The organism is Olleya sp. KJ81-1 (genome assembly GCF_055808135.1).
Genome location: NZ_CM147854.1, coordinates 428,324 through 446,427 on the forward strand (window position 1 = coordinate 428,324; position 18,104 = coordinate 446,427).

Genomic DNA, 18,104 nt, shown 5'->3' on the forward strand with positions numbered 1-18,104 from the left:
AATTATCTTAACTTAGGAAAACGACTAGGATTAGACTCGTGCATAACAGCATAAACTGCTTCAAAAACATCTTCTGTTGAAGGTTTAGAGAAGTAATCTCCATCTGTACCATAAGCTGGTCTGTGTGGTTTAGCAGCTAATGTTTTAGGTTGGCTGTCTAAATGCTTATATGCATTTTGAGTGTTAATTATTTGATCTAATATATATGCAGATGCTCCACCAGGAACATCCTCATCTATAACCATTAAGCGGTTGGTCTTTTTAACGCTGTTTACAATGTCGTGATTAATATCAAAAGGTAGTAAAGATTGTATGTCAATAATTTCTGCATCAATACCAACTTCAGCTAGTTCTTTGGCAGCTTGTTGAACAATTCTTAATGTTGATCCATAAGATACTAAAGTAATATCTGCACCTTCCTTGATAGTTTCAACAACTCCAATAGGTGTTGTAAACTCTCCAATATTAGATGGTAATTTCTCTTTTAATCTATAACCGTTAAGACACTCTACAATTAAGGCAGGCTCGTCACTTTTTAAAAGTGTATTGTAAAAACCTGCAGCTTTGGTCATGTCTCTTGGTACCAATACATGAATTCCTCTAACTAGGTTTAAAACGCCACCCATTTGTGAACCTGAATGCCATATACCTTCTAGTCTATGTCCACGAGTACGAATAATTAATGGTGCTTTTTGACGACCTTTTGTTCTGTAACGTAAGGTTGCTAAATCATCGCTTATAATTTGTAAAGCATATAGGATATAATCTAAATATTGAATTTCGGCAATTGGACGTAAACCACGCATAGCCATACCAATACCTTGGCCTAAAATGGTCGCTTCTCTAATACCAACATCAGCAACGCGTAATTCGCCATATTTTTCTTGTAAACCTTCTAACCCTTGATTAACATCTCCAATGTTACCAGCATCTTCTCCAAATACTAAAGTTTCAGGATATGTATTAAAGATAGCATCAAAGTTTTCTCTTAAAATAACACGTCCATCAACATCTTCTGTTTTACTATCGTAAGTTGGTTTGATTTCTTTAATATGAATCGCAGAAGTTGAACTTTCATTATGTAAATCAGAACTATATAAGGGTTGTACCTTGGTAAAAAAGGTGTCAATCCAATCTAATAATTGTTGTTTTTCTGAAGAATTTTCAGCAATAACATAACGCAACGCTTTTCTAGCAGCTGATACAGAGTCTTTTCTGTTAGGCTCTCCAATAGCACTTAAATCGTTTGCAATTTTTTCAATAAACACCTTATTAGAACTAGCGTTAGCAACATTTTTTAATAGCGCTACTAAGTCTTCTTTTTCTGTTAAAGCAGGTTTTAAATAATTAGTCCATGCAGCTTTTTTAGCATCTCTAACTTGCTTTTTAATGTTTTTTTCAATGGTTTGTAATTCTTCGTCAGTTGCAATGCTGTTTTCTATTAACCAAGCACGCATTTTAAGATTACAATCGTTATTAGCTTCCCACTCTAAACGGTCTTTATCTTTGTAACGCTCATGTGATCCTGAGGTCGAGTGACCTTGTGGTTGTGTAAGCTCGTTAACATGAATTAAAACAGGGACGTGTTCTTCTCTTGCTATTTTTGCAGCTTCTTCATAAGTCGCTATTAAATTAGCATAATCCCAACCTTTAACTCTTAGGATTTCATAACCATTATTGTCTTTATCACGTTGAAATCCTTTTAAGATTTCAGAAATATTTTCTTTTGTTGTTTGGTGTCTTGCATGTACAGAGATTCCGTATTCATCATCCCAAACGCTTATTACCATTGGTACTTGTAATACACCAGCAGCATTAATAGTTTCAAAAAACAAACCCTCACTTGTACTTGCGTTTCCTATAGTTCCCCAAGCAATTTCATTACCATTAACAGAAAAATTGGTCGTATCAATACCTTTCACATTTCTGTAAATTTTTGATGCTTGCGCTAAACCTAATAATCTTGGCATTTGACCTGCTGTAGGTGAGATGTCAGAACTTGAGTTTTTTTGCTGAGTTAAATTTTTCCAATTTCCGTTTTCATCCACACTATGCGTTGCAAAATGACCACCCATTTGTCTTCCTGCAGACATAGGCTCTTGCGATAAATCTGTATTGGCATATAATCCAGCAAAAAACTGCTGAATTGTTAGCTCTCCAATAGCCATCATAAAGGTTTGATCACGATAGTAACCTGATCTAAAATCTCCGTTTTGAAAAGCTTTAGCCATAGCTAATTGAGGGACTTCTTTACCGTCACCAAATATTCCAAATTTAGCTTTTCCGGTTAACACTTCACGACGTCCTAATAGACTACATTCACGACTGGTTACAGCGATGTGGTAATCTTTAAGAACTTCAGTTTTAAAATCTTCAAAAGACAAGTCTTTTTTATTGTTAACTTTTGTTTGCATGTGTAAGGAATTATTTGAAACAAATTTAATCAAAAATTGTCGGTTTAGCAATATCAAAAAATCTTAAAAAAATGTGAATTATTCAATAATTAAGCCTTAAGTAGGGTTATTTAATAAATTAATCGTAAAAAAGACTAATCTGCTAAGAATTTATTAATACCAACGTCTAGTAAATAGACCTAATAAAGTTTTTGGAGATAGGGTAACTATAAACCTAATTTTTTCGTCATAATTAGGTTGTCCTATTTCCCAACCTAAGTTAGAGTAGACCGGAAAGTATAGCTCAAAATAATCTTCTACTAGATTTAATCTAATACCAGAATCATAAACAAATTCTGGACTAAAATTTTGATTTTTTATAACTCCAGCATCACCATAAAGCATAATATATCTCCAAAGTGTTGCGCTTGTGTTAACGGTTGTCATCCATTGGTTGGCAAAAGGCTGAGATAGTTTTGATTTAAATCCACCTTCGGCTATTATAATTTGTTGACTTAATACTCCAGTTTGTTCGCTTCGACCTAAATAATTATAGTCAAATAAATAGTCTGTAGGTCTGTCTAAAGCAAAACTAAAAAAGTCAGAATCTTGATACGTATCATTGTATAAAAACAAACCAGAAAAAACACGTAAATTAAACTGTTTATTGCGTTCGTTTAGGTTTCTAAACTCTAACGTAGCAGATATTTTACCAAAGTTTTTAGCCACTTGTAAATCTGTAAATAATGACGCGTAGTCTTTTAAATTATTATCTACAAGACCATATTTAGCATTAAAGACAGAGTATTTTGGCTCTCCATCAGTTTCAAATTCTCCTGTTGGATCAACTTCTCTATTTATATTTATATATCTAAAAGATAAAAACTCACGTTTATTGTCTCTTAAATCTTTATGGTTTCTAAAATTATAATCAATAAAAGGTGTAAAAGAGGTGTAGCTTAAGTTTGGTGCATAATTGTAATAGTTACCAGATAATCCATAGCGTGTTCTAAAATTGTCTGTACCTTCTGGTCTAGCATTATAAATCAAGGAGGCACTACCAACAACTTGATTACTTTTAAATCCATATTTAGGACTTAATTTGTATAGAAAGCGTTTACTTAAAAGGGTCTTATTGTATAGTTTTAAACCAGGAGATAGTCCATCATAAAAATTATAGTCAAACTCTGGCATAAAAAAGACTTGGTTATAGTTTGGGTCTTCAATGTCTTTAAATAATCTAAATTGTAAAGGTTTATTGGTTAGAAAAAAGCCATTTAACTTTTTAAAATTGTTACGTTGGTTAAATTCCGGGATGATATTATCATAATTTAACGCTAATTGGTCCACGTCTTTATTTGCTATTGTAATGGTTTTATTACCATTAAAACCATCAATCCAAAATTTAGAGGTTATACTATCGTTTTCTAAAGTAAAAAGCGAAACAGGCATTTTATTATCCCTTAGGTTTTTAAGAGTAATTTTAATGGAGTCCTCTGATTTTTTTATCTTTTTGATTTTAAAATCTATCTTTTTACTTGTGCTAACATAGTCTTCAAAAAACCAATCAATATTTTTAGGAGTTTTAGATCTAATTATAGTTTCAAAATCTGCTGGTGTTGTACGTTTTAATTTAGATTGTTTAACAAAATCACTTAAAGTTTTAGAGACTATGGAGTCACCTATGTAATCATCCAAGTAATTTAATCCAATTGCTGCTTTGTATTTGTTAGAAATGTTTTTGTTGAATTTTAATAACGAGTCCTTAGCCATACCAATAGGTTGGTCAATATTTGTACGTGCCATGTGCATGTACAAAAATGAATATTGGTCATTAAAATTTAAGTCTGCTGCATGAAACGCTCTTACTCCCCAGACATTAGCTAGTTTTCCTAATATTTTTTGGTTAGGATAAAAGTTTTCGACGTATTTCATTAAATAATACACCTGAATACCATCTAGTAACCACTGTTCTTTTCTTGGGTTTATTAACAAAGTGTTTTCTAAATATACCTTTAATGTGGTTTTAAGTAATTTTAATTCATATTGAAACGTGTCCTCAAAAGGTCTTACAAAGTCAGGAAGTAAATTAAGACCGTAAATAGGGTCTTTTTTGTAATCAATCCAAGTTAATAATACTTTTTCATGTGGATAATCACCTAGGTTTTTGGTAATAAATTGTGCAACTCGATCGGATGCTAATGCCACTTCAGTAGGTTCTAGATTTTCAGTATCAATATTTGATTCAATATTAAAAAAATCTGTCTCAACTGTCTTGTAATCGTTGTTTTGTACTAGAGATAATTTAGAGTTTATTCTATTTTCACCTTTAAAAGTAGTGGTTGTAACAGTTCCAACTTCATTATTTAAAATATTTAATTCAGATATTGGCGTAAAATTATTTGGATAGGTAAGTTTAAGGGTAATATTTGCAGGTTCTACAAATAAATCCTCTAAATCTTTATTACTGTAGTAATGCCAAGATCCATCAAACACAGCAGGCGTAATGTACCAAAAGCGTAGGTTGTAATCACCAAAGTCAGTGACACCATATCTTGTAAATTTATTATGAGGTATTTGAACAATATAGGTAAGTGTAATATTATACGATTGATTGGGTTGTAAAGGTGTGTTAAGAGCTACCTTAATAACATCTGGGTGTTTAGCTAAACGTTCAAAAAACGTGGTTTGATTAGATTGTTTAATACTAGTTAATGCAGTAAAACCACGATCTTCATTATTTGCAAAATGAAATGTTGTTTTAAACTCATCTGCAAAACGCTCGGCAAGTGGAGTCGTTTTTGAAGAATAGCTATGACTCCAATCGTTTAAATAGATAGTGTCTAAAACCGTATTACTATTATTTTTATATTGTATATTTTGCGTTACGTTTATGCTATTTTTTTTAGTATCAAAAACAGCCTCAATGTCAATAGTATTTTGGCTTATAGCCGAAATACTAAATAGTATAAAACAAATAAAAATATAATAGTTTAGCTTCAATTGACTTTTACAAACTTTAAAGGTTGAACATTAATATTGTTAAGTGAAATGTAATATATTCCGTTTGATAAATACGAAATATCAACGTTAATAGTTTTGTCGTTTATAAAAATTGTTTTGACGACTTGACCTAACGTATTGTAAATCTTTAAGTTATTGTTGTTTTTAAGCGATGCGTTAATTTTTAAATTTAATAAACTTGAAACCATATTGGATCCAATGATCTCGAAAACTGGTTTTTTAACTACCACATCAGGTACGTTTAAAAAGTTTTGATTGGTTTCAATATTTAAAGTAACGGGAAGATGGTCGCTAAAATTGTGTAAAGACTCTCTAATACTTTCTGAAAACAAAACACCAGAACAATCGCTACTATTTATTGCGCTATTCCAGCAATTTGGGTTGTTATTGTTACCATATACTTGATAACTATTTGGTGTAAATTGTAATTCCGGATTATTAGTTAAAGAGGTACTAGTTAGTATAAAGTCAAACCTGTCATCAAAACCTCCTGTAGTACCACCAAGTCCTGTTGCTGTCCTTGTAGATTGTGTAAAAACATCTACATAACTTTGGTTATTGTGCCAACTACCCATCCTGTTTGCTGGATCTATAAAGGTGATATTGTTTGTAGGATTGATAAACTCTTGAAAAGCAGGTTCGGAATTTGTATATACATTAAAATCTCCTGCTAATAAAAAATAATCATTACTTGAAAAAGTGGATAAGTAAGTTGTTAAATCCTGAGCCATTTGAAAACGTAATTGCTGATTTGTAGTACCACTTGATGCTTTTAAGTGACACACAATCACGTTTAAATATATTGGGTCTGTGTCCTGAGTAAGTGTGTTTAACTTTAATTGGTAATGATTAAAGTCTCGGTAAATTGTAGTGACTTGATTTTGTCCTTCTAAACTAAACTTAGAACTGTCAAAATAAATTAAGTTTTGTAAATCGTTTTGGTCTCCTAAATTATTATCACTAGAGTTAAGTACAAAATTAGCCATTTGATAATTGACATTAATGCTTTGTTGCATCATGTTTAAAATAGCATTTGCTCCAGAGCTATTATTAAGCTCGCATACCATAAAAAGATCTGGCTGATAATTGGATAATATAATGTCTAGCTCGTCTAAGCGATCACTAGCAGGCTCTTGAAGCGGAAAATTTAATAAATTATAAAACATAGTTTTAAAGGTGTCTTGTGCATAGACACCTGAAAAACTAAGTAGTATAAATAAGTATAATGTCTTTTTTATCATTAACTGTTTTAGAAATTAGGACTTAATCCATAATCCTTATAGAAGTTGTCTAAAATATCTACAACCTCTTCAGCAGAATCGACTAAATGTATTAAATCTAAGTCACCTTCGCTAATATTTGCAAAACTATCTAAAAGGGTAGTTTTAACCCATCCCATTAAACCTTCCCAAAAGTCAGTACCTACAAGTATAATTGGGAATTTTTCAATTTTATTAGTTTGTATTAAAGTAATGGCTTCAAACAATTCGTCTAAAGTTCCAAATCCACCAGGCATTACTACAAATCCTTGGCTGTATTTAACAAACATTACTTTTCTAACAAAAAAGTAGTCAAAGTCTAAACTTTTATCAGAATCGATATATGGGTTGTCATGTTGCTCAAACGGTAATTCAATATTTAATCCAACAGATGTACCACCTGCTAAATGTGCACCTTTATTACCAGCTTCCATTATACCAGGTCCACCACCTGTAATTACACCATATCCAGCATCGACTATTTTTGAAGCTATATTTTCTGCTAATTTGTAATATTTATGGTCAGGCTTAGTACGTGCTGAACCAAAGATTGAAACAGAAGGTCCTATGGCACTCATCTTTTCAAAACCATTTACAAATTCTCCCATGATTTTAAAAATCGCCCAAGAATCATTTGTTTTTTTCTCATTCCAACCTTTTGGATGTTTTTCTTCTCTCATTATATAACTGTTTATTTTCTATTTATTAGTGTTTAAATATTGGTCTATTGTAAATGTAATTCATTCCCAATATTATTTTAATTCTTTCTTTAAAAATTTAGCTGTGTAGCTCTTTTTATGCTTAGCAACTACTTCTGGAGTACCTTCTACAATAACTTGTCCACCACCTTTACCGCCTTCATATCCAATATCAATAATATGATCTACGGTTTTAATGACATCTAAATTATGTTCTATAATTAACACTGTGTTTCCTTTGTCTGCTAATTTGTTTAATACAATCATTAACACTCTAATATCTTCAAAATGAAGACCTGTAGTTGGTTCGTCTAATATATAAAAGGTATTACCAGTGTCGCGTTTACTTAACTCTGTAGCCAATTTTATACGTTGTGCTTCTCCACCAGATAGCGTTGTACTTTGTTGTCCCAAGGTAATGTAACCTAATCCAACATCTTTAATTGTTTTTAGTTTTTTATGAATTTTAGGAATGTTTTCAAAAAAGTCAACCCCTTCATTAATGGTCATGTCTAAAACATCACTTATGCTTTTTCCTTTATATCTAATCTCTAAAGTTTCGCGATTAAAACGTTTACCTTGACAAGTTTCACACTCGACATACACATCAGGTAAAAAATTCATTTCAATAACACGTAAACCACCACCTTTACAAGTTTCGCAACGTCCTCCTGCAACATTAAAACTAAAACGTCCAGGTTTATAACCACGTATCATGGCTTCTGGTATTTTAGCAAAAAGGCTACGGATTTCGTCAAATGTTTTGGTGTAAGTTGCAGGATTACTTCTTGGTGTACGACCAATTGGCGATTGATTAATATCAATAACTTTATCAATATGCTCTAAACCTTTTATGCTTTTATAAGGCATTGGTTTTTTTACACCATTAAAATAATGTGCATTTAAAATAGGGTAGAGTGTCTCGTTAATTAAAGTAGATTTTCCGCTACCAGAGACACCTGTCACACCAATCATTTTAGCTAATGGAAATTTAACTGACACATTTTTTAAATTGTTTCCTGTACAGCCTTTAAGCTCTAAAAAGTGTCCATTCCCTTCGCGTCGTTTTTTTGGTATTTCAATTTCTCTTTTACCATTTAAATATTCTGCAGTAAGTGTTTTTTCTTTTAATAGCTGTTTAGGTGTTCCTTGACTAATAATTTCTCCTCCATGTTTTCCTGCTCTTGGACCAATATCTATAACATGGTCTGCACGCTCAATCATGTCTTTATCATGCTCTACAACAATAACAGAGTTACCAATATCACGTAAAGACACTAGGCTATTAATAAGTTTTTCGTTATCACGTTGGTGTAACCCAATACTGGGTTCGTCTAATATATACAGTACACCAACTAATTGTGATCCAATTTGCGTTGCTAATCTAATACGTTGTGCTTCTCCACCAGATAACGATTTAGAGCTTCGGTTTAAAGACAAGTAGTCTAAACCAACATCTAATAAAAACTGAAGTCTGGCACTAATTTCTTTTATAATTTCTTCAGCAATTTTGACTTGTTTTTCAGTCAAATACTGAGGTAATGTTTTAAACCACTTAGCTAATTCACTTATATCTTGATTAGCTAATTCGGCAATATTTTTACCATTTACTTTAAAGTATAACGACTCTTTTTTTAGTCTAGCACCTTCACAGACAGGACATTCAATTTTGTCCATATAGTCTTTAGCCCAACGTTTTAAAGAGGTTGATTCAGCATTTTTGTATTGATTTTCAATAAAGTTAGCAACACCTTCAAAGTCTATTTTATAGTCTCTGGTTATGCCTAAGGTTTTACTTTCAACCGAAAATTTTTCATTACCACCAAACATAATTACTTGTTTAGCCTCTTGTGGTATTGATTTATATGGATCGCTTAATTTAAAATTATAGCGTTCTGCAATGGTTTCAAATTGTTTAAAAATCCAGCTCTTTTTTTCAGGACCATGAGGCGCCAAAGCACCTCCTTTTATGGATAAAGTATCGTCTGGGACAATCTTTTTTTCGTTAACCTGATATAATGTTCCAATCCCATTACAATTATCGCAAGCACCTTTAGGCGAGTTAAACGAAAAATTATTAGGTTCTGGATTTGGGTAAGAAACACCAGAAGTTGGACACATTAAACTACGACTAAAATAGCGCGTTTCCTGAGTGTCTTGGTCAATAACCATCAACACATCATCACCATGATACATGGCTGTATTAATACTTTCGGTTAAACGTTTGTCATTATCAACACCATCATCAATTTTAAGTCTATCAATTACAATTTCAATGTCATGGTTTTTGTAACGATCCAACTTCATACCTTTAACTAAATCCTTGATTTCGCCATCAGTACGCACTTTTACAAAGCCTTGTTTAGCAATTTGCTCAAATAACTCGCGATAATGTCCTTTTCTAGAACGTACCACAGGAGCTAAAATGTTTATACGCTTGCCTTTATAGCTTTCGGTAATTAATTCTTTAATCTGCTCATCACTGTAGCTTACCATTTTTTCGCCTGTATTATAGCTGTAAGCATCACTACCTCTAGCATATAAAAGACGTAAAAAATCATAAATCTCAGTAATAGTTCCAACCGTTGATCTTGGAGATTTACTAGTTGTTTTTTGCTCAATAGCAATTACAGGAGATAATCCATCAATTTTATCAACATCAGGACGCTCTAAACCACCTAAAAATTGTCTCGCGTAAGCAGAAAACGTTTCGATATAACGACGTTGTCCTTCAGCATAAATGGTGTCAAATGCTAATGACGATTTACCACTACCAGATAAACCAGTAATCACAACTAGTTTTTCGCGAGGAATGGTCACATCAATATTTTTAAGGTTATGTGCTCTGGCACCTTTAACCTCTATGTTTTCTTCAAAATTACTCATAGCATTTAAGTGTTTTTGCCCAGAAATAGACAAAGCTGTAAAGATACGCATTTTGTATTTCTTTTAGAAATAGTGTTTGTTAGGATTTTATTAATTATCACTATTTTTGAAATTATAAAAAAAACGATAATGAAAATATTAGGAATAGGCTCTAGAATTAACCATCCAGAACACGGAAAAGGAGTGGTAACTAACATTGATAGTAAAAACTATTGGGTTACTTTTATTGAAAATGGATTAGAAACCATTGCTTTAAATGATGATTTTGAAGTTATTGAAGCTGCAGAAAATGAGGTAGACACTATTAGTCTTTTTGATGTAGAAAGTAGCTTGGTTAGAATACTTAAAAAATATAGCGATGTCTCGGAAATTGTGCCAATTGGCGACAAGTGGAAAGGAGGCGTCTTAGAATTAAAACCAGCCGACAGTAACTTAAAAAGTAAAGTAATAAAAATTGAAGACTTTTTTCATAAAATTACTATGGTTAGAGACCGATTGAGAGTGATGGAACAAAAAGTTAATTCTAGCAATCTAGAACCATCAGAGAAAGTAGATATACAACAATACATAACCCGAATTTATGGAAGCTTAACCACTTTTAATGTGTTATTTAAGTCCAAAGAACAGCAATTTGTAGGTCAAAAAAGTAAGTAGTAAAGCTTGCTTTTAATTTTTAGTAGTCAGTAGCTATCGTTTTAATGTTAGTCAAAGGATAACTACTGCTTATGTTATTTAGTGCCTTTAACGTCTCCCATATCAAAACCAAAAAATAATAATTGATGGTTGGTAGGTAACTCTGCTTTAGACTCGGTTGTTTTCCAATCACTCCATGTGGCTTCCAAACCTCCAATAGGTAAAATATCAACCCACATTTTAAATTTTGTAGGTTTATAATTGTCATCTAAAATCCATAAATAAGAATCTCCAGGAGTAGAGCCTCCTTTAGAGTAAGTCACCATTAAAGCATCTTTACCATTATGCTTAACAATGCTTCTAGACGTACCATAGTCAAATACTTTATATGGTGCAACTAACCAAAAGGAATCGTTGTTAAAGTAATCTGTTGCTGTTTGAATAAGTGCTTCCTTCTCTTTAGTATTAACGTCTTGTTTGTTTATAAAAACTTGACTTTTAGACGGATTGTTAAGGTCTAATATTACTTTGTTTTTTTCCAATAGATTTCACAGCTATTCTCTTTTTTATTCCATTTGTAGTGGTGTTTTTGGCTAAAGGTCCATTCTAAATTATTAGTAGCTTTGTACGCGTCAGCGTTTAAGGATATTAGCATTTTATGTGCTAAAATATCAGCTTTTTCTGTTTGATTACCAATAGGTAAATCTTCGTTATATTTAAAGTAAACAAATCCAAAAAACAGCAAACTTGGTAATGTAAAAAAGATGATTACACCAGCTATTATTTTTAGTACTTTTTTAAGTTTCATTTTGTAAAAATTATTTTGTTTTAAATTTAGTAAACTGTTTAAAATCCAATAGCAGTGTCATCACCACGCTTATCTGCACCACCTTCTAATTGACCATTATCTAAAACTAAGATACCATCTACTTTACCAATAACGTCAGCATTTTTTTCGGTAATGGAATAGCCTTTTTGCTGTAATTGAAGGACTAAATCTTTAGAGAAAGAGTTAGGTTCCATTCTAATTTGGTCAGGTAACCATTGATGATGAAATCTGGGAGCATTTACAGCTTCTTGCATGGTCATATCATATTCATGCACGTTTAAAATAGTTTGCATTACAGATGTTATTATTGTGGATCCTCCAGGAGTCCCTAAAGTCATATATAGTTTGTCGTTTTTTTCTACAATCGTTGGCGTCATAGAGCTTAACATACGCTTTTCTGGTAAGATGCTATTAGCTTCTGCACCAATTAATCCATACACGTTAGGCGTTCCAGGTTTGCTGGAAAAATCATCCATCTCGTTATTAAAGAAAAAGCCTAATTCTTGACTATATAATTTTGAACCATAACCAGAATTTAAGGTGGTTGTCACAGCTATAGCATTGCCAAATTGATCAACGATGGAGTAGTGCGTGGTCTCATCACTTTCAATAATATCAACTTTTCCATGAGAAATAGTACTAGAAGGTGTCGCTTTTTCAAAGGTGAAGTCAGCCATTCTGTTTTTTAGGTAAGCATCACTTAACAATTGGTCATGAGGTATAGTAACAAAATCTGGATCTCCTAAATAAAAACTACGGTCTGCGTACGCACGTCGCTCAGCTTCGGTAATAACCTGAATACTTTTAAGACTATTGTGTCCAAATTCATCTAAATTAAAATCTTCAATTTGCTTTAGTATTTGAGCTAAACAGATACCACCACTTGAAGGAGGTGACATGGATATAATATTTAAATTATCGTATTCAAATGTAATAGGTTTACGCCATATGGCTTGATAACTTGCTAAGTCGTCAACCGTAATTACGCCACCATTAGCTTGTATAAAGCTTGCTAATTTTTTAGCGGTTTTACCTTTATAAAATTCGTCACGACCATTTATCATTATGGCTTCCAGTGTTTTTGCTAAGTTTGGTTGTTTAATGGTGTCTTTTGCTATCCAATTTTTTGTGAATAATATTTCGCTTTTATTGACTGCTAAAAAAGCTTCTTTTTTTCTTCTAATACAGCTTGATCTTTTTGTGAGACCACAAAACCACGATTTGCTAAATCAATGACAGGCTGGATAATGTCTTGTATAGGTAAAGAACCAAATTTTTCGTGCACTTCAAATAATCCTGCGATTGTACCAGGCACACCAACAGCAAGTCCACCTTGAGTACTTAGATTAGGAATAACATTTCCTAAACTGTCTAAATACATATTTTTGGTTGCTAGCTTTGGTGCCTTTTCGCGATAATCCAATGCGCCAATCCTACCATCCTCCAACCGATAAACCATAAAACCACCACCACCAATATTGCCAGCATAAGGGTAGCAAACAGCTAATGCTAAATCTGTAGCTATCATGGCGTCAAAGACATTTCCACCTTGTTTTAAAATAGCAGTTCCAATTTTAGATGCTTCTTCTCTTGCAGAAACAACCATAGCCTGTTTGGTAATTAATCCACGTTTGTTGTTGTTTTTACAACTAAAAAAAGTAATACAAATTACAAAAAGTATGGCTAAATTTTTCATTGGTCCTTAGTTTGTAAAGTCTTTAATGTTTGTTTGGTAAAAGTGATAAGCTCATCAAAAAAGCTAGTAAATTCTGTTTCAAATTCACTATAAAATTCTTCTAATTCATTGACAGCTAAATTCATTTTAGAACGGTTTTTAGTACGTCTATTCATGCCTTCTAATACTTTTGTTATTCCCTCAATGGACGCATAGCTTAGCAACCAATTGTCTGCTAAAAGATGAGGCATCATTTTTTGAATTCGGGAAGGTAAGATTTCAAAATTATTTTCAAGCGTATCGTAAAAGTCATCCACATACTCTGCTAAAGGCACGTCTGAGTATTTTGACCAGTTTTTTGCTAAATAGTGGTCGTATAAAATATCGACTATCACACCAGAATAATGTCCATAATTTTTGTGTAGTCGTTTTGTGCTTTTTCTTACTGTAGGATGTGCATCCGTAAAAGTGTCGATTTGTCTATGTAATAAAATGCCAATTTGGATGTCTTGTGGGTAATCTTTATATTTTTTTCCTCTTATACCATCTGCTATAAAGTTACCAATGGTAATCATTTTGTCGTTTCCGGAAAGATAAATGTGTGCTAGAAAATTCATCTTATAAATATATGTATTTTTACCCTGTAAATTTTATAATTTGAAGCGATTACCCAATTTAGATGTATTACGGTTTGTGTTAGCCACATTGGTTGTGTTTTTTCATTTACCACAATTGTGTCGTAATCAAGGACTTCCGTACTTTTTGGATGCGCCTATATTTAATCGAGGAGTAGAAGCAGTATATATGTTTTTTGTATTAAGTGGTTTTTTAATAATTAAAACTATTTATAGTAGTAAACAGCGCGATGCTTTTTCTATACGTAAATTTTACATGCGTCGTGTATTACGGATATTTCCGTTGTATTATTTGGTAGTCATTTTTGGTTTTGTGTTTTATTGGATTATTTTACCAGAATTAGAAATACCATTTGCAAATAATTATCCTTTATGGGATGGTTTATTAATGTCCATGTTTTTTTTACCCAATGTATTTGCTAAGCTTTACATGCCTGGAGGGATATTGGAGGTGTTGTGGTCTATTGGTATTGAGGAGCAATTTTATATTATAGTTGCTCCAGCTTTATTTTTGGTAAATAAAAATAGGGTTTTACAATTTTTAATAGGACTAACGGGTTTGTACTTTTTAATATTTCATTTAAGCCTTTTTAGTTTTCTTAAAAGTTTTAAAATGGTTTTTTTCTTTTTGTTTTTTGGCGGAATTGTAGCAGTTTTAGAAGAAAAAAGAAGCTTCAGTTTTTTAAAAAGAATAAGATTTACCCAATAATAATAGTCGTTTTGGTATTGTTGTATTTTGTAACAGATATATTTCATTCAACAGACACTTATATATTTAACCTAATAACTATGGTGTTATTTGGGATGTTTATCCACACGATAGCTTATAATAATCTAGGTGTTAACATCCAAAATAAATCACTTAATTACTTAGGGCAAATATCTTATGGATTATATATGTTTCATGTAATCGCATTAAACGCTGTAGTTTTCTTATTTTTGAAGCTACAAATAGATACAATTTTTAATGACTGGTTAACAATAGTTTTAATTTATATGTTAACTTTTGCATTTACTATTATAATGGCACATCTGTCTTATAAATATTTTGAAACCTATTTTTTAAAATTAAAAAACAAATTTAGAGAATGACACTTATAAAATCTATATCAGGAATTAGAGGAACAATTGGAGGATCAGTTGGTGATAATTTAACACCAATAGATGCAGTAAAATTTGCATCAGCTTATGGTACTTGGCTAAAACAACAACGCGACAAAAAGGATTATAAAGTGGTCGTTGGTCGTGACGCACGTTTATCTGGAGACATGATTCAAAACTTGGTAATGAATACATTAGTAGGATTAGGTATTCAAGTTGTGGACTTAGGTTTATCAACAACACCAACAGTTGAGATTGCTGTGCCAATGGAACATGCAGATGGTGGGATAATATTGACTGCCAGTCATAATCCAAAACAATGGAATGCTTTAAAATTATTAAATGCTAAAGGTGAATTTTTAGATGGTGCAGAAGGACAGAAAATTTTAGAGATTGCAGAGTCTGATAGCATGACTTTTGCTGAAGTTGATGATTTAGGAGAGATTACAAAAAATGATGCTTATATAGACATACATATTGATGAGGTTTTAGAATTGGAATATGTAAACCAAAAAGCAATAGAAAACGCAAATTTTAAAGTAGTTGTGGATGGTGTAAATAGTACAGGAGGAATTGCAATACCTTTATTGTTGGAGCGTTTAGGTGTTGAGGCAGTAAAATTATATTGTGATCCAACAGGTCATTTTCCGCATAATCCAGAACCGTTAAAAGAGCATTTAGGAGATTTATCTAACGAAGTTAAAAAGCATAATGCCGATTTTGGAATTGTTGTCGATCCAGATGTTGATCGCTTAGCTTTTATGGATGAAAATGGCGAAATGTTTGGTGAAGAGTACACTTTAGTTGCATGTGCTGACTGGGTTTTAAGTCAAAATCCAGGTAATACGGTAAGCAACATGAGCTCAACCAGAGCGTTGCGTGATGTGACTGAAAAACATGGAGGTACATATGAAGCTTCTGCAGTTGGAGAGGTTAATGTAGTTACTTTAATGAAAAAAAATAATGCAGTTATTGGAGGAGAAGGTAATGGCGGAATTATATATCCAGATTCACATTATGGACGTGATGCATTAGTTGGTGTTGCTTTATTTTTAAGTTTGTTAGCCGAAAGAAAATTAAGTGTTAGTGAACTTAGAAAAACTTACACAAGCTATTTTATGAGTAAGAAAAAAATAGAATTAACGCCAACTTTGGATGTTGATGCTATTTTAAAAGCAATGGAAGATAAATACAGCAATGAAAATTTAACAACCATTGATGGTGTTAAAATAGACTTTGCAGAAAGTTGGGCACACTTACGAAAAAGTAACACAGAGCCAATAATTAGAATTTACACAGAAGCTAAAAGCCAAACAGAAGCAGATAGTCTAGCAGATAAAATTATTTCAGAAATCAAGGAAATTGCTAATATTTAGTATTTTTATTTAACAAGTAGTTAGTTATGCACGTTACAAAAGCCCAAAGAACGGAGAAATCAGAATTAGAAGCTTATTTTTCTAAATTTAGACAGCATATTGTAGGTATAAATCAAGAGTTTGAATCGCCTTATGGATTACAAAAAATGGTCTATACAGATTGGACAGCTTCTGGACGTTTATATAGACCAATTGAAGATAAACTATTAAATCAATTTGGACCTTTTGTAGCTAATACACATACCGAAACTACTGTCTCTGGAACAGCCATGACAAACGCCTATCATAAAGCTAGGCAGATTATTAAAGGACACGTTAATACTAATGCAGACGACGTTTTAATTGTAGCAGGAAACGGAATGACAAGTGTAGTCAATAAGTTTCAGCGTATTTTAGGATTAAAAATTCCAGAAAACTTAAAAAGATTTACAACTATTCCTGACGAGATTCGTCCTGTGGTATTTGTAACACATATGGAGCATCACTCTAATCACACATCTTGGTTAGAAACTATGGCTAAAGTGGAGGTTATTCCTGCAGGAGAAGATGGGTTATTTAGCTTGAGTAATCTTGAAATATTATTAGAACAATATAAAGATTGCCCACTTAAAATAGCTTCAGTAATAGGAGGAAGTAATGTCACAGGAATTGAGACGCCTTACCATCAAATTGCAAAATTAATGCATAAAAATGGAGGTGTATGCTTTGTGGATTTTGCATGTTCTGCACCTTACGTAAATATTAATATGCATCCAGAAGATGAAGACGAAGCTTTAGATGCTATATTCTTTTCGCCTCACAAATTTTTAGGAGGTCCTGGTACTTCTGGTGTTTTAGTTTTTAATAAAAAACTATATAAAAACATGATACCTGATTGTCCAGGAGGAGGTACTGTTAGTTGGACAAATCCTTGGGGAGAACATAAATATATTGACAATATAGAAGATCGAGAAGATGGTGGTACTCCAGGTTTTTTACAAACTATAAAGACTGCTTTGGCCATAAAGTTAAAGGAGCAAATGGGAGTAAAAAATATGTTAGATAGAGAGCATGAGTTGCTAAACCAAGTATTTTCTAACTTGGATCATGTAGATAATATTAAAATATTAGCAGGAGATCAAAAAAAACGATTAGGAGTGGTTTCCTTTTACATCGATAATTTACATTTTAATTTAGGCGTAAAATTATTAAACGACAAATTCGGAATTCAAACACGTGGTGGTTGTAGTTGTGCAGGTACTTATGGCCATTATTTATTACATGTAGACCAAGAGCAATCACATAGTTTGGTTAATGAGATATCATTAGGTGATTTAATTCGTAAACCAGGTTGGATACGTATGTCAATACACCCAACAACAACCTGTAATGAAATAGATTATGTGTGTGAAAGTTTAATAGCTTTAGCAGAAAACCATGAAGAATGGGCTAAAGACTATGAATACAATAAAGCAAATAACGAGTTTATCCATAAAACGTTTGTGCCTAAAAACGATGTAAGAGTCAATGATTGGTTTCAGCTTTAATTAAAAAACGAATAAGATATACTAAAATTAATCAGTTTGTCGTTAAAAAAAACACTCACAACTTTAAAA

Annotated in this window: 13 protein-coding genes and 1 pseudogene; 5 read left to right on the forward strand and 9 right to left on the reverse strand. The window is 32.3% G+C overall.

Annotated features, from left to right (window positions below; translation table 11 throughout):
* Window positions 1-2: 2 nt before the first annotated feature.
* The 5 genes from AC0L3M_RS02055 to uvrA all read right to left on the reverse strand — a co-directional run bounded on the left by AC0L3M_RS02055 (window position 3) and on the right by uvrA (window position 10,260).
* Window positions 3-2,414 carry an alpha-ketoacid dehydrogenase subunit alpha/beta gene (locus tag AC0L3M_RS02055; RefSeq protein ID WP_473431648.1) on the reverse strand — a complete coding sequence of 804 codons (2,412 nt, stop codon included), beginning with the start codon at window positions 2,412-2,414 and terminating at the stop codon, window positions 3-5.
* A gap of 153 nt (window positions 2,415-2,567) precedes the next feature.
* Window positions 2,568-5,396 (reverse strand): gluzincin family metallopeptidase, encoded by a 2,829-nt coding sequence (locus tag AC0L3M_RS02060; RefSeq protein WP_473431649.1) that lies wholly within the window; start codon window positions 5,394-5,396, stop codon window positions 2,568-2,570.
* Window positions 5,393-6,658: a T9SS type A sorting domain-containing protein gene (locus AC0L3M_RS02065; protein ID WP_473431650.1), complete on the reverse strand. Its 1,266-nt coding sequence runs from the start codon at window positions 6,656-6,658 to the stop codon at window positions 5,393-5,395. The genes AC0L3M_RS02060 and AC0L3M_RS02065 overlap by 4 nt, the downstream gene beginning before the upstream one ends.
* A gap of 8 nt (window positions 6,659-6,666) precedes the next feature.
* Complete coding sequence (locus tag AC0L3M_RS02070; RefSeq protein ID WP_145001258.1) at window positions 6,667-7,356, reverse strand: LOG family protein; 690 nt, start codon at window positions 7,354-7,356, stop codon at window positions 6,667-6,669.
* 72 nt (window positions 7,357-7,428) lie between these two features.
* Complete coding sequence (uvrA, locus tag AC0L3M_RS02075; RefSeq protein WP_473432464.1) at window positions 7,429-10,260, reverse strand: excinuclease ABC subunit UvrA; 2,832 nt, start codon at window positions 10,258-10,260, stop codon at window positions 7,429-7,431.
* A gap of 129 nt (window positions 10,261-10,389) precedes the next feature.
* Here uvrA and AC0L3M_RS02080 point away from each other — a divergent pair, with 129 nt between their 5' ends.
* A complete protein-coding gene (locus AC0L3M_RS02080) occupies window positions 10,390-10,914 on the forward strand; it encodes a hypothetical protein (RefSeq protein ID WP_473431651.1) in 525 nt (174 codons plus the stop codon).
* Between the two features lie 74 nt (window positions 10,915-10,988).
* Here AC0L3M_RS02080 and AC0L3M_RS02085 read toward each other — a convergent pair whose 3' ends face one another.
* From AC0L3M_RS02085 to AC0L3M_RS02100, 4 genes and pseudogenes are all read right to left on the reverse strand, one after another.
* Window positions 10,989-11,435, reverse strand: coding sequence for a hypothetical protein (locus AC0L3M_RS02085; protein WP_473431652.1), 447 nt, complete (start codon window positions 11,433-11,435; stop codon window positions 10,989-10,991).
* Complete coding sequence (locus tag AC0L3M_RS02090; protein ID WP_473431653.1) at window positions 11,417-11,701, reverse strand: hypothetical protein; 285 nt, start codon at window positions 11,699-11,701, stop codon at window positions 11,417-11,419. The genes AC0L3M_RS02085 and AC0L3M_RS02090 overlap by 19 nt, the downstream gene beginning before the upstream one ends.
* A 38-nt stretch (window positions 11,702-11,739) precedes the next feature.
* A pseudogene (ggt, locus tag AC0L3M_RS02095) lies at window positions 11,740-13,418 on the reverse strand (gamma-glutamyltransferase).
* Window positions 13,415-14,014, reverse strand: coding sequence for an acyl carrier protein phosphodiesterase (locus tag AC0L3M_RS02100; protein ID WP_473431654.1), 600 nt, complete (start codon window positions 14,012-14,014; stop codon window positions 13,415-13,417). The pseudogene ggt and the gene AC0L3M_RS02100 overlap by 4 nt, the downstream one beginning before the upstream one ends.
* Window positions 14,015-14,054: 40 nt before the next feature.
* Between AC0L3M_RS02100 and AC0L3M_RS02105 the strand changes: the two genes are divergently transcribed.
* The 4 genes from AC0L3M_RS02105 to AC0L3M_RS02120 are packed head-to-tail and all read left to right on the forward strand — an operon-like array spanning window position 14,055 to window position 18,035.
* Window positions 14,055-14,741: an acyltransferase family protein gene (locus AC0L3M_RS02105; protein WP_473431655.1), complete on the forward strand. Its 687-nt coding sequence runs from the start codon at window positions 14,055-14,057 to the stop codon at window positions 14,739-14,741.
* An 11-nt stretch (window positions 14,742-14,752) separates the two neighbouring features.
* Window positions 14,753-15,124: an acyltransferase family protein gene (locus AC0L3M_RS02110; protein WP_473431656.1), complete on the forward strand. Its 372-nt coding sequence runs from the start codon at window positions 14,753-14,755 to the stop codon at window positions 15,122-15,124.
* Window positions 15,121-16,509 carry a phosphoglucosamine mutase gene (gene glmM / locus AC0L3M_RS02115; protein WP_292949326.1) on the forward strand — a complete coding sequence of 463 codons (1,389 nt, stop codon included), beginning with the start codon at window positions 15,121-15,123 and terminating at the stop codon, window positions 16,507-16,509. Before AC0L3M_RS02110 ends, glmM begins: the two co-directional genes overlap by 4 nt.
* Window positions 16,510-16,535: 26 nt before the next feature.
* Window positions 16,536-18,035 carry an aminotransferase class V-fold PLP-dependent enzyme gene (locus AC0L3M_RS02120; protein ID WP_339808960.1) on the forward strand — a complete coding sequence of 500 codons (1,500 nt, stop codon included), beginning with the start codon at window positions 16,536-16,538 and terminating at the stop codon, window positions 18,033-18,035.
* Window positions 18,036-18,104 lie beyond the last annotated feature (69 nt).

What these genes read in the sequence shown, in the direction of transcription:
- glmM (WP_292949326.1), top strand. Translation starts at nt 15,121, where the DNA reads ATGACACTTATAAAATCTATATCAGGAATTAGAGGAACAATTGGAGGA.
- AC0L3M_RS02080 (WP_473431651.1), top strand. Translation starts at nt 10,390, where the DNA reads ATGAAAATATTAGGAATAGGCTCTAGAATTAACCATCCAGAACACGGA.
- uvrA (WP_473432464.1), bottom strand. Translation starts at nt 10,260, where the DNA reads ATGAGTAATTTTGAAGAAAACATAGAGGTTAAAGGTGCCAGAGCACAT.
- AC0L3M_RS02065 (WP_473431650.1), bottom strand. Translation starts at nt 6,658, where the DNA reads ATGATAAAAAAGACATTATACTTATTTATACTACTTAGTTTTTCAGGT.
- AC0L3M_RS02100 (WP_473431654.1), bottom strand. Translation starts at nt 14,014, where the DNA reads ATGAATTTTCTAGCACACATTTATCTTTCCGGAAACGACAAAATGATT.
- AC0L3M_RS02090 (WP_473431653.1), bottom strand. Translation starts at nt 11,701, where the DNA reads ATGAAACTTAAAAAAGTACTAAAAATAATAGCTGGTGTAATCATCTTT.
- AC0L3M_RS02055 (WP_473431648.1), bottom strand. Translation starts at nt 2,414, where the DNA reads ATGCAAACAAAAGTTAACAATAAAAAAGACTTGTCTTTTGAAGATTTT.
- AC0L3M_RS02070 (WP_145001258.1), bottom strand. Translation starts at nt 7,356, where the DNA reads ATGAGAGAAGAAAAACATCCAAAAGGTTGGAATGAGAAAAAAACAAAT.
- AC0L3M_RS02120 (WP_339808960.1), top strand. Translation starts at nt 16,536, where the DNA reads ATGCACGTTACAAAAGCCCAAAGAACGGAGAAATCAGAATTAGAAGCT.